This is a genomic window from Helicobacter mastomyrinus (assembly GCF_039555295.1).
Lineage (GTDB): Bacteria > Campylobacterota > Campylobacteria > Campylobacterales > Helicobacteraceae > Helicobacter_C > Helicobacter_C mastomyrinus.
In genome coordinates this window covers 143,627-156,728 of record NZ_CP145316.1, presented here as the reverse complement: position 1 = coordinate 156,728, position 13,102 = coordinate 143,627, and the positions used below count along the sequence as shown (strand labels likewise).

At 38.9% G+C, this 13,102-nt stretch carries 13 protein-coding genes; 1 reads left to right on the top strand and 12 read right to left on the bottom strand.

The annotated features are described in order from the left end of the window. Window positions 1-9 precede the first annotated feature (9 nt). From V3I05_RS00850 to V3I05_RS00795, 12 genes are all read right to left on the bottom strand, one after another. A complete protein-coding gene (locus V3I05_RS00850) occupies window positions 10-822 on the bottom strand; it encodes a hypothetical protein (protein WP_300448879.1) in 813 nt (270 codons plus the stop codon). After that, window positions 816-1,913 (bottom strand): hypothetical protein, encoded by a 1,098-nt coding sequence (locus V3I05_RS00845; RefSeq protein ID WP_343353706.1) that lies wholly within the window; start codon window positions 1,911-1,913, stop codon window positions 816-818. Before V3I05_RS00845 ends, V3I05_RS00850 begins: the two co-directional genes overlap by 7 nt. Beyond that, window positions 1,897-2,616, bottom strand: a complete 720-nt coding sequence (gene rlmB, locus V3I05_RS00840) for a 23S rRNA (guanosine(2251)-2'-O)-methyltransferase RlmB (RefSeq protein ID WP_300448886.1) — start codon at window positions 2,614-2,616, stop codon at window positions 1,897-1,899. The genes V3I05_RS00845 and rlmB overlap by 17 nt, the downstream gene beginning before the upstream one ends. Beyond that, window positions 2,573-3,460, bottom strand: a complete 888-nt coding sequence (gene rsmI / locus V3I05_RS00835; RefSeq protein ID WP_300448889.1) for a 16S rRNA (cytidine(1402)-2'-O)-methyltransferase — start codon at window positions 3,458-3,460, stop codon at window positions 2,573-2,575. Before rsmI ends, rlmB begins: the two co-directional genes overlap by 44 nt. 4 nt (window positions 3,461-3,464) lie before the next feature. Further along, window positions 3,465-3,668 (bottom strand): 50S ribosomal protein L31, encoded by a 204-nt coding sequence (gene rpmE, locus V3I05_RS00830; RefSeq protein ID WP_295702203.1) that lies wholly within the window; start codon window positions 3,666-3,668, stop codon window positions 3,465-3,467. 206 nt (window positions 3,669-3,874) lie between these two features. After that, entirely contained in the window at window positions 3,875-4,438 is a 564-nt protein-coding gene (gene efp / locus V3I05_RS00825; RefSeq protein ID WP_295702205.1) for an elongation factor P, read from the bottom strand. Between the two features lie 340 nt (window positions 4,439-4,778). Further along, complete coding sequence (gene kcuS, locus V3I05_RS00820) at window positions 4,779-4,997, bottom strand: KCU-star family selenoprotein (protein WP_300448921.1); 219 nt, start codon at window positions 4,995-4,997, stop codon at window positions 4,779-4,781. Window positions 4,998-5,292: 295 nt separating this feature from the next. Then, window positions 5,293-6,336, bottom strand: a complete 1,044-nt coding sequence (locus V3I05_RS00815; RefSeq protein WP_300448894.1) for an aldo/keto reductase — start codon at window positions 6,334-6,336, stop codon at window positions 5,293-5,295. Window positions 6,337-6,501: 165 nt separating this feature from the next. After that, window positions 6,502-9,918: a carbamoyl-phosphate synthase large subunit gene (carB, locus tag V3I05_RS00810; RefSeq protein WP_300448896.1), complete on the bottom strand. Its 3,417-nt coding sequence runs from the start codon at window positions 9,916-9,918 to the stop codon at window positions 6,502-6,504. Between the two features lie 502 nt (window positions 9,919-10,420). Further along, a complete protein-coding gene (gene purU, locus V3I05_RS00805; RefSeq protein WP_295702127.1) occupies window positions 10,421-11,260 on the bottom strand; it encodes a formyltetrahydrofolate deformylase in 840 nt (279 codons plus the stop codon). After that, window positions 11,257-12,141, bottom strand: coding sequence for a signal peptide peptidase SppA (gene sppA / locus V3I05_RS00800; protein ID WP_300448899.1), 885 nt, complete (start codon window positions 12,139-12,141; stop codon window positions 11,257-11,259). The genes purU and sppA overlap by 4 nt, the downstream gene beginning before the upstream one ends. Window positions 12,142-12,160: 19 nt before the next feature. Next, entirely contained in the window at window positions 12,161-12,541 is a 381-nt protein-coding gene (locus V3I05_RS00795) for a RidA family protein (protein WP_295702131.1), read from the bottom strand. Between the two features lie 80 nt (window positions 12,542-12,621). Here V3I05_RS00795 and V3I05_RS00790 point away from each other — a divergent pair, with 80 nt between their 5' ends. Then, window positions 12,622-13,095, top strand: a complete 474-nt coding sequence (locus tag V3I05_RS00790; RefSeq protein ID WP_300448903.1) for a hypothetical protein — start codon at window positions 12,622-12,624, stop codon at window positions 13,093-13,095. The last annotated feature ends 7 nt before the right edge of the window (window positions 13,096-13,102 follow it).

Sequence of the window (13,102 nt, the reverse complement as noted above, 5' to 3'; positions counted from 1 at the left end):
TTTATAAAACTACTTAAGATTCACAGAAATACCGCCTTTTAGGCTTTCTGGACTATCATAATCTGTAATCATCACAAACTTTACGCCTCGAGGCACACGTATTTTAGCTGAAGCACTCATTCCTGTATTGGCGACTATATCTACTATACCAAGATTCTTATCATAAAGCACTACGCGGGGATTCCATTTTATAAAATTTATTGTTTGGATATGCAAATCCCCATTTGCATTCAATGCAAGCCAATACTCCCCGGATACCTCGCGTAGATTCAGTGTAGCACTTTTAGCAAGAAATTTTGTATTAGGCAAACGGGGCTCATTCACCTCTAGCACATATTCCCATTGTTGCTCACTTATACGATTAATATCAAGGCAGACAAAGCCTCTCTTGCTAAGTTCATCAAGAATAATGCCAATATCTGGATTGTGTTCAGTATTAAAAGAAAATTCTATATTAGATAAACCTTGAGAAAGTTCGGCTTTGCTCACTACGTAGTATGAATAACCCATTGTAGCAAGAATACTATTAGTTACTTTTGTTAATAAAATAGGGCTAGTACGTGCAGAAAAACTTAACTTTACTTCACTTGGTTGTCCAAAACGCGAAGTAAGCAATCCATTACTCTTAAGCGCATATACAATCTTAGCTATATCGAGTCGTCCATTTGTATAATACATCGTTTTATTTGCAAAAATTTTATTAAGAAAATTAACATTGAGCTGATAGCTTTGTTCTCCTATAAGATTACGCACCTTATCATCAAATACATCAGCCCATATATAAGTAAGCATAAATGCCATAAATAGCACATATCTTACCATTCTAAACCACCATTAAGTTCTTTGAAACGTGTATAGCCTATGTTGCGTAAAGTTGAGCCATCATAATACATTCTTACAGGGTGTTTTGTCCCGTGTGGAATATCTTCACCATTAAGCGTAAGCGTAAAACTGCTATGCCCCATAATAAAGAGCATTTTACCCTCAAGCTTTATATCATATTCTTTCTTATAAGAAAACTGCTCTTTTGTACCTGTTTCTAAGTTAATTACACCCAGCCATAAATCAAAGTCCGATTGAATATGCAAGATATTGTCATTAATGACTTTCTTTTGAGCTTCTTGGCTCGAAGAAGTATTTTGAGGCTGGAAGAAGAAATTTTGTTCAGGGTGGCTCTGTAATGGCTCTTGCAAAGGTTTAGAGTAAGCATTAGAGCTCTCCGTAGATACAGCTTCTCCTTTTTGAGGAGTGTCTTGCTCTTGCACAGCCTCTGGTATAGATTGTGCTTCAACCTGAATGCTCGATGTATCAAAGAATAAGCCATCATAGCCATCTTCTTGTGAGGAAGTATGAGTGTTGCTCTGCGATATAGGTGCTAGATTGCTCTTTTGATGGTCTTGCATAAATGCCTTATAGGCAAAATATCCCATTAGTGCTAAAAGTATTAAAACCAAGATAACATAAAGCCACGAATAAGATTCTGTATCGGATTTAGCAATTGGCTTGCCTTTAAGCGCTAAATCAAGTACTTGATGTTCGCGTTTTTTTTCTTCATTCTGCTTTTGCTCTTTTTCTTTTGCTATTTGCTCTTCTTTAGCAGCATTTTCTTTTAATCTTTGGGCACGTTGCTCTTCATCTTGTTTGGCAATGACTTGTGAGACACTTTTTATATCTTCATTTTTTGAACGTTCATACAAAAGAAGCCAATCGCGCAAATCAACATCATATTCTCGCTCTAAGATAGCAATAAATCCTTTAGCCCTTACTCTATCGATTTTATCAAAACGCTTCTCGAGCACATCTTCAATCTTTGAATTTGCTAACTTTGTGCTCTTGCTAATTTCTTTTAAGCCAATAGCTTTAAGTTTAGCAAGCTCTGAATCAAGTAATGATACATTATTTTTGTCCTGCATAGTTAATCCTATCTATTAAAATTCCAGTAGCCACAGCTACATTAAGCGAATCAAAATGATGTGCCATTTGGATAGAGAGTATTGTATCAAGTTTGTGCTTCAATCGACCTGATAAACCTTGATTTTCACTCCCTAAAAATAAAGCCCATTTTTGCCCCACTTTTCCCTTTTGTCCTACATTCATATCTGCCCCTATGAGCGTGAAATTGGCATTTTTTAGCTCATTTACGACATCAAAAATATTTGCAAAGATTCCATAAGGTAAATGTAAAAATGCACCGCTTGAAAGACGAGCGATACTTTCTATCGCTTTTTGACTAAGACTTGGCAAACAGATTATCACTCCCTCTACCCCTAAAGCATAGGCAGTGCGGAAAATAGAGCCGATATTCCCCACATCAGTAACATTATCGAGTACAAGCAAAGAATCTTTACTTTTTAACTCATTTAAATGTGCCGGCAATGGTGGCGTAATACGCGCTAAGATTCCTTGATGATTACCTCCGTGCGCTAAGGCTTGAGCCTTTTTAAAATCAAGTTTTTTGATAGGCTTGTTGAGTTTGGCTAATTGAGAAAATATATCTCTTGGCAATTCTTTAGTTAAATAAATTTCCTCAATACGCCAAGGGCAGGTATTGAATGCATAAAAAACAGGCTGCTTACCATAAAGTATCACTCTTGCCCCCCTCTCGTATTTCCTCATAGCACTCCTTAACGCTTCTATCGCTCATCTTACTTAGAATCTTTGCCTTTATTTTAGGTGGAATATCAAGCATTAGCACCTCTTCATAATCAAGTGTTCTTTGTTCTTTGGTGATATAGGGTTCTCTCACTTCAAGCACGAGCACCCATTCTCCTTTAATGGTAGAATCTTGCAATGCTTGGCTTATTTCGCTCGCACTACCATAATAGCGCTGTTGATGGAGTTTAGTAAGCTCCTTTTGTACGCTAAGATGAATAGAGGGCAAAAGGAGCGCAATATCTGCAAGGGTATCTAAGATTCTATGAGGGCTTTCATAGCAAATAACGCTATATGCCTCACCCATACGTAAATGCGTAAGCTGCATAAGTTTAGAATGCCGCTCTAGCTTTTTATGCGGCAAGAATCCTGCGAACACAAAAGGCGTAGATTCTACTCCACTACCGCAAAATGCGACATTGAGCGCACACGCCCCTGGTAAAACATCAAAAGGAAGTTGATGTGCTATCGCATAAGATATAAGTTTCGCGCCCGGGTCACTGATACAGGGAGTTCCCGCATCGCTCAAATAGAGTATATGTTTCTCAAACATACTTGGCTGTAAATTGGCTATAATATCATTTTGATTATGTGAATGAAAGGGTATAAATTGTTTAGATTCTATAAAGCTTTGGGAATCTACTCCCGCTGGGAGAGTGAGTAGCTGACGCTCAATGAGGAGATGTAAGAGTCTCTTGCTAACCCTACTATCCTCACATAGAATAATATGAGCTCGTTTTAGCCACTCCAATGCTCTAAAAGTAATATCCTCCAGATTCCCTATCGGGGTTGGCACAAGGGCTAGCACAGGTTTATTTTATATTATATTTTTGCTTAAATTTTTCCACACGTCCTGTAATGTCTGTAATTTTATCGCTGCCTGTGTAAAATGGGTGGCAAAAGCTTGAAATATCAATACGTAACTCGCTTTTAGTGCTTAAGACTTCAATTTGCTTACCGCTTGTTACGCAAGTTACCTTGCACGGCACATATTCTGGGTGAATACCTTTTCTCATTATTAATCCTTTATAGTATGTGGTAAATAAAGGCGTAGATTTTATCAAAAACTGCTTTAATTAAACTAAAATGAAAGTTATATTTCAACAAGGAAGTAAGATGTGCTGTGTAATATTTTTGATACAGCAAAAATATTACAAAACATAAATGGAGAAAAACAAGAGGATAAACAGTGCAAACTTTCCCTGCTATTGATATAAATAAACTATTTTACCTTTTCGAGATACTCGCCTGTTTCGGTATTGACTTTGATTTTCTCACCCTCTAGTACGTGAAAAGGCACTTGCACGACTGCCCCTGTCTCAAGTGTGGCAGGTTTTTTACCACCACTGCTTGTATCGCCCTTAAAGTTTGGGGCTGTTTCAGTAATGGTAAGCTCCACTACAAGTGGAACATCAACAGAAATCGCCTTTTGATTATGGAATAGAATCTGCACATTTAGCCCATCAATAAGCCACTTTGCCACATCACTCACTTGGTCATCACTCAGGGCAATTTGCTCATAAGTAGCCGTATCCATAAACTGAAACGCACTCCCATCGTGATAGAGAAACTGCATTGTTCTTTCCTCTAAATTTGGCTCTTCGCATTTATCCCCTGCATGAAAAGTTTTTTCAATCACTTTGCCATCAAGAAATGACTTAATCTTTGCCCTTACAAATGCTGCACCCTTGCCGGGTTTTACGTGCTGATATTCTGTGATTCTATATGGAATCCCATCAATTTCTATCTTCAAGCCCTTTTTCAATTCACTCATTCCAATCGCCATTGCATATCCTTTAAACATAATTGAGGCCACATTATAGCAAAAAACATCTAGAATCCATATCTTAAGGAACAAACTTATAAGGGTAGAGCGAGAGTAAAAACCAAACAACCATAAAATGCGAAATAGTATGAAGTGTGGTAGCAAGAAAGCACAAAATCTAGATCTTAGAAACGCACAACCTCACTTGATAAGTTGCATTGAGCAAATCATCAAAGCCGATAACTTTTAAGCAATAGGCAGAACTTTACTTTCTATAAAACAGGATTGCACTATGGCAAAATTTAATAGCATATAGCAATTATGAGCCTTTGTTGTCGCAAACCTTGCGAGATACTCTCTATCAGCATTTTATGCTTCCTGCGCCATATTTTGCCTCTAAGGCTTGGGTAAAAAATTCTTTTTGCGTTTTAGGAATCTTATCGGGGTGGTGGATTTGCATATGTTCTAGGTATTTATCATAGCTTGGCATACCTACTAACAAATGAAAAAATCTATCACTTCGTTTATAAAGTAATGTGAGTTTTATCCACCATAATCTAAAGAGAGTCCTTAAACGCATTCTTTTGTGCTTTTTCATATTACACGCTCTTTTTAGAATCTTAGGAATAATATAACGTATTTGGTTTAACAAAGCTATATTGAAAGAAAGGGCGATGTGTGCTGTTTTTTACTCATAGTAATACTTCACTTCACCACTTAAACATTTGTTATTACTCTCGTTTTAAACCTTCTATGCTTCAATACTCATAGAATTAGTTACAAGGAGCGTAACTCTCCACTTCACTTCACCACTTATTGAAAAAGTTTGCCTTGATAAAGGTTGATGGGTTGAGGTTGTGATGTTGAATAAAAAATTATATTAATTTTGCACAAATATCTACACACAAAGGATCGCGGTGAGGAACTGTAGCTTGTTGATGCCAATAGGGATATACAGGACGCACAGCACTTACATCATTGAGCTGTTTGATATGCTCTTTACTAAGGGTAATTTCGCTTGCTTGTAGATTTGCAATTAACTGCTCTTTATTTCTCGCACCAATCACAAGTCCCGCTACACTTGGGCGAGTAAGCAGCCAAGCAAGGGCAATTTGTGCAACACTATGATGTGTCTCTCCCGCAATATCCTCTAAAACATCAATAATATCAAAAAGCTTTTCTTGCTGCACGCTCCAAGTAGATTCTGTGCTTAATCGGCTGTCCTTTGGCGGCTGCTTATTTCGCGAGATTTTCCCACTAAGAGCAGAGCCAGAGAGAGGAGACCAGACCATTGTGCCTATATTTTGGTCAATACCAAGCGGAAGTAGTTCCCACTCTAACTCTCGCGCTGCTAAGGAATAATACGCTTGATGAACCACCGGCTTTGGTAAATTGTATTTTTCGCATATTGAGAGCATTTTCATCAAATGCCACGCGCTATAATTAGAGACCCCAAAATAGCGGATTTTCCCCTGTGTGATGAGGATTTCAATCGCGCGCAACATCTCCTCCATTGGCGTGAGCGCATCAAAAGAGTGGAAGTAATATAAATCAATATAATCTGTTTGCAATCGTTTTAAACTTGCCTCGCAAGCATTCAAAATACGTGCAAAAGATGTCCCGCTGTCATTTATCCCTGTACCCATAGGCATACCTGTTTTGGTGGCTAGGAAAATCTCCTTTCGGCGGCTTTTAATCGCTTCCCCTAAAATTTCTTCTGCCTTGCCTGATGAGTAGCAATCCGCGGTATCAAAGGCATTTGCCCCATACTCTAGGCTAATGCTTACAAGCTCTTTTGCCTCTTGTAGTTGTGTATTTCCCCAATCTTTAAAAATCTCGCCTACACCGCCAAATGTGGCTGTGCCTAATGTCATTTCGGGGATTTTAATGCCTGAATTACCCAATCTTCGATAACGCATATTGCACTCCTTAAATTTTATACCTGTAAAAATTATAATAATTCCTCGTAAATTAAGCGTAATGTGTGAATTACAAATATGTGGCTACACAACTAGCTTACCGCGCCTCTGCTTAAAAAGCATTTGAGGAGAATGATATTTCATAGAATCTATTTTTTTTTTTTTTTAATTTTGTAGATAATCCTGTATTGCGCAAGATTCATTAATATTGCAATTTTTCATATTTTTAATAGCCTCAACTGCCACATACGCCGCAGAAAGAGTGCTAAAGTAGGGAATGGCACTTTTAATAATTTGTGTGCGGATAATGTGCGTATCCTCTTTGTTTGAATACTGGTCGCTTGTGTTAATTGCAAGGCTGATTTGATTATTCGCCATACTATCGATGATATTTGGACGCCCCTCGCTTACTTTGAGGATATGCGTGGCTTGGACGTCTTCTTCGCGTAAGGTTTTATATGTTCCCTCTGTCGCACAGATAGTGAATCCAAGCTCGATAAAGCCCTTTGCGAGTTTCACTCCTTCTTTTTTGTCAGCATTTGCCAATGAGAGAAAAATCTTTCCGCTTAAGGGCAAAGCGTTTTTGCACGCTAATTGACTTTTAGCAAAGGCACGTCCAAAGCTCTTTGCAATTCCCATTACTTCGCCTGTGCTTTTCATCTCTGGTCCTAGCAGTAAATCTGCGCCGGGCAGCTTATTAAACGGAAAAACAGATTCTTTAATCGCCACATATTGCAATGCCTTTGGTTGATAGATATTGTTGCTAAAATCTACCCTTTTGTATTTATCATAGAATCTTAGGGCTTCTGCTAAAATGCCTTGATTGTTGGAATGTAGCGATTGTTGGGTTTTATTTGTATGGGCGTTAGGGAATGCAAAATCTATGCTGCCGGCATTAGAATCTATATTTTGCAAGGCGCAATGCCACATTACCCTTGTAGCGATTTTAGCTAAAGGCACGCCGGTAGCTTTACTCACAAAAGGCACGGTGCGCGAGGCTCTAGGATTTACCTCTATGATATAAAGCTTATTTTCAAAAATCGCATATTGCACATTCATTAAGCCCACTACGCCAAGATTTAGGGCGATTTTTGCAGTCGTTTGGGTAATCTCATCAAGCATACTTTGAGACACATTCACAGAGGGTAGGGAACTTGCACTATCGCCGCTATGTATCCCAGCTTCCTCGATATGCTCCATAATGCCCCCGATATAGACATTCACTCCATCACTCACACAATCCACATCAAATTCACTCGCATTTGCTAAAAATTTATCAATGAGCACAGGAGAGCTATCGCTCACGGCGATGACTTCGTCCATATAGCTTTTTAGTTCCTCATCATCATATACAATCCGCATAGCTCGTCCGCCAAGCACATAGCTAGGGCGCACAAGCACAGGAAAGCCAATGCTATTTGCGATAGAAAATGCCTCCTCTTTTTTGTAAGCGATACCATTTTGTGGTTGATTTAAGCCTAACTTATTCACAAATTGCGCGAATTTCTCTCTATCTTCGGCTATATCGATGGCTTTAACCGATGTACCAATGATTTTTGCATTAATCTTTTGCAGAGAGTGTGCAAGTTTTAAGGGCGTTTGCCCCCCAAAATGCACAATAATGCCATCGGGCTTTTCTCTCTCAATCACGGCTCTTACATGTTCAAAATCGATAGGCTCAAAATACAGTACATCGCTTGTATCATAATCTGTGCTAACGGTTTCGGGATTGCAGTTATACATAATGCTTTTAATGCCTAAATCTCTAAGCGCAAAGCTAGAATGCACACAGCAGTAGTCAAATTCGATGCCTTGACCTATCCTATTAGGACCACCCCCAATAATCAAAACTTTGTGTGTTGTTTTGTGGCTATCTTTGCGGGAAGGCATATTTGTAGAATCGTTAGAAACCACCCTCGATTCTGTCCCTTCAAAATCTATATGCTGGTAATTTCCTATGGTTGAGTATAAATAATTTGTCAAGCTTGGAAATTCTCCCGCACAAGTATCCACTTCATTATAACGATGTGTAATATTAAGTTTCTTTCGTGCCTGATAGACTTCCTCCTCGCTCACATCTATATTCTCATTTTCTTTTAGATAATAGGCTATCATTTTGTCGCTAAAGCCATAGCTTTTTATCTCTCGCATAAGCGTAGCATTGTTTAAGATAGCGATGGATATGAGCTTTTCAGACTCTATAATCTCACTTACTTGGTGTAAAAACCACCTATCAATCTTGCATAGCTCATAGATTTCATCTACGCTCATTCCAAGCCTAAAGCCCTCCGCTATGTAAAGCAGTCTATTGGTATTTGGGCGGCGGATTTCACGGCGGATTAGCTCAATATCTGCGGTAATTCTATTAAATCCAAAAAGCCCTGTCTCAAGGCCACAAAGCGCCTTTTGCAAAGATTCTTTAAAGCTTCCGCCGATTGCCATTACCTCACCGATAGATTTCATACCCGTAGTAAGTGTAGAATCTGCCTTTGGAAACTTCTCAAAGGTAAATCGCGGAATCTTGGTAACAATATAATCAATGCTTGGCTCAAAACTCGCCGGTGTACCTGTGATATCGTTTTTAATCTCATCGAGGCTAAAGCCCACAGCTAAAAGTGTGGCGACTTTTGCAATAGGATAGCCTGTCGCCTTAGAGGCTAGGGCGGAGCTGCGCGATACGCGAGGATTCATCTCAATGACCGTCATTCTGCCATTTTGTGGATTAATCGCAAATTGCACGTTAGAGCCGCCGGTATCTACGCCGATTTCTCGCAATATTTTAAAACTCGCATCACGCATACGTTGGTATTCTTTATCTGTGAGTGTGAGCGCGGGGGCAATAGTGATAGAATCTCCGGTATGCACACCCATAGGATCGAGATTTTCAATACTGCATACGATGATACAATTATCATTTTTATCACGTATGACTTCCATTTCGTATTCTTTCCAGCCTAGCAGGGATTCTTCGATGAGGATTTCATTAATCGGGCTTACCTCTAAGCCATTTTGTGCGATAGCCTTAAATTCATCGATATTATAAGCCACGCCGCTGCCGCCTCCTGCTAGTGTGTAACTCGCGCGAATAATTAGGGGGAATCCTATCTCTTGTGCCGCCTTGAGTGCCTCCTCCTCTGTGTAGGCATAGCGTGATTTAGGCAGGTCCATACCGATTTTTAGCATTGCTTCTTTGAATGCCTGTCTGTCTTCACCCTTTTTAATCGCCTCGGGCTTTGCTCCTAGAAATGTAATGCCCTCTAATAAGCCCTTTTCAAACATACTCATAGCGACATTTAATGCCGTCTGTCCGCCCATAGTGGGCAAAATTGCATCGACTTTTTCTTTTTTGATAATATCGACAATGATTTCTTCAGTGATTGGCTCGATGTATGTCCTGTCTGCAAAATCTGGGTCTGTCATAATCGTAGCGGGATTTGAGTTGATTAGGATAACTTTATAGCCTAGAGATTTTAATGTCTTAGCCGCCTGTGTGCCTGAATAGTCAAACTCACAAGCCTGTCCTATGATGATAGGTCCTGAACCAATAAGGAGAATCGTATGAATATCGGTGCGTTTAGGCATAATGTACTGTCCTTGCGTAAAATTGTGTGATTGTAGCAAAAAAGTACTTAATCTATGGATAGGGTTTAAGTGGTTTAGAGAAACTTATCTAAAAACTCAAAGCATTTGTGCAGAATCTATTCTGTGAAATAAAATTTCTAGTCTAGGAATCATAATATTAAAGTTTCTTTGATTCTTTCTTTTTTATCTATAAACAAGAGGTGGGAGATGGGTTTAAAGAATTTGGCTCGAGGATATACTTCTCACTCTCTCTTATATATCGTTTGCAAATATATTGCTCACCACCCTTGCGACGCTTCTAGAGGTTAGCACTATCGTACGATTTTTTATGCATAGGGTTACAAGATATTGGTGTCCTTTTAGAATTTTTGTTTGATGTCAGCTTTTGAGTAATGTTTGGAAGTAGGCATTAGAGGTAAGGTTTAATGATTTCTATGTAACCCAAATAATGCCAAAAGACGCAAGGTGTGAAAACTTTTTGAAAGTAGGGCTAGAATATTTCTCAAAATACAATCGTTTTGTTGCCATAGACGAAGATTCTATCTTCTAGGGCGAGATTAAGCGCACGAGAGAGTACTATCTTTTCTATATCGCGTCCGGCTTTTTGCATATCCTGCCACGAATAGCTATGATTGATGTGGATAATATCTTGAGTGATAATAGGCCCCTCATCAAGATTTTCATTGACAAAATGTGCGGTCGCACCGATAAGCTTTACACCACGTTGATGTGCTTGTTTATAGGGATTTGCACCGATGAATGCCGGGAGGAAACTATGGTGAATATTGATGATTCTATTTTCAAAATGCTGTGTGAAATACTTTGTGAGAATCCGCATATATTTTGCCAATACCAAATACGCACTATCAAATTCTTCAATAATCTTTAAAAGCTTTTTCTCGTGAGCCTCACGGCTTAAGCCTTCTGCGGGAATATGGAAAAAGGGTATATCAAACTTTTGCGCTAGGGGCTTTAATATATCATAATTGCTAATAATAGCTTGAATATGGGCGTTTAGTTCCCCGCTGTCGTGTCTTAAAAGCAAATCTCCCACGCAATGATTTTCTTTCGTGCAAAGAATAATAATATTTTTTTTGCTAGTGGGCTGAATGGTTAGTGTGCTGTGAGGCGGCAGGATAGATTCTAATTTATTTTTAAGAATCCTATCATCTACCTCGCCGCAAGTGTGTGTGCGCATAAAAAATCGTAAAATTTCTTTATCAACATATTCATCGTTGCGCTCGATATTTAGCCCTAACTCATAAAGCACAGATGAGATGTGATACACAAGCCCCTTTTTATCCGGTGCGCTAATAAGAATAATGCGTTGAGGTACATTCACAAATGTGCCTTGAGCGAGGGAGCAGTGAGTGAAAGCACCTTAGAACTCATAGAATCTAAGAGTTTATCCATATAATCTTCAAACTTGTCTTTTTTAAGCCATACGGGCTTTTCTACATTACTATGCTTTTGTAATGCGCTAATTGCTTCTTGCATTGAGCCAACTTTATCAATCAATCCTAGTTTTTGAGCCTGAGATGCGGAGAATATTTTACCCTCTGCAAATTGATGATGATTTTTGCTTACAAGCTTTGATCCACGAGCCTTGATGACATCTTGCCAAAACATCGTGTATTGCTCATTGATAAGATGTTCTAAAAAATCTTTTTCTGATTCGCTCCATTGGCGTGTCATCGTACCTACTTCTTTATACGCACCTGCTTTAATACCTTGCTCCTTGATACCTACTTTTTCCATTAGCTCTGCTATATTCATACCGCTAAAAATCACGCCAATAGAGCCAACTAATGCCCCACGATTAGCATAAATTTCATTAGCATACATACCCGCATAGTAGCTTCCACTTGCCATTGAGCCACGCACATAGGCGACCACAGGCATTTTAGTAGAAAGGTGTTTAATCATATCGGCAATTTCTATACTCGCTCCCACCGCTCCACCGGGCGAATCAATAATGAGTAGCACACCTTGAATATGCTTATTGTCTGTGATTTTCTTTATTTGTGCGGCAAAGCTCTCGCTCTCATAAATAGGCATAGTGAGATAGAGCTTAGCCAAATTGGGTTTTTGGTGCTCTTTCGTATCGTTGCTTGGGACTAGAATAAGCAGCACAATAAAGATAAAGATAAGCGACTTAAAATATTTATTGATAAAATCAAGTGGGGCGGTAAAAATACGAAATATATTGCGTAAATCGTCCATATATTGCCTTTATAGAATCTTAGAGTGTAGCAATGCACTCGATTTCTACAAGTGCATTTTTAGGAAGTGTCTTTACCGCAATTGTGCTGCGAGCAGGTTTATGTGAGCCAAAGTATTGTGCATATATAGTATTAAGGGTGTTAAAATCCTCCATATTGCTAAGAAAAACGGTGGTTTTAATGACTTTTTGCAAACTGCTTCCCGCAGATTCTAGAATAGCTTTGAGATTTTCAAGCACTTGTATGCTTTGAGCGGTAATATTACCCTCTATAAAAGTACCTTGTGGCGTGAGGGCAATTTGCCCTGAGGTGTAAATCATACCATTGCAGATATAGGCTTGTGAATAGGGACCAATGGCTTGGGGGGCGTTTGCTGTGCTAATGGGAGTAATGTTTTGCATAAAAATCCTTTAAAAAGCAAAATTTAAGTATAATCTTAGCATTAAACTTTAAATCAGATTCTAAGCAAAAGGAGCGGTAAATGCGTACAAGACATACATTTGCATTACTATGTATGGGTATAGCTATGAATGTGTGGGCGGATAATATGATACTTGATTTTGATAGTATCGAACGTATAGAGCTTAATCTTAAGCCTAATCAAACTTTAATGATTGACCACAAAAGTGGTGCATTGCTTGGCATTATGGAGATTTCTCCTAATGGTGTGATCAAACGTTTGCCCATCCCGCCTAATTTGCTTGGTAAAAGTGAAGCTGATATAATGGGTGGCTCATCACTTAAAGAGTATGAAGTACATACAGATCGTTTTGTGGATTCTCCAACAACTATCTATTATAAAGAAATCGAGGGAGAAGCAAAAATCCCAATGGGTAATGAAAAAGGCGTAGAGAATCCAAAGTTGGGCATAAAGCAACGTAAGGGCGAACGGGAGTGGGATAAGAGTAAGATTATTTATGAGCAAGCAGAAGAGATACTTGATATTATACGCTAATTTCAGG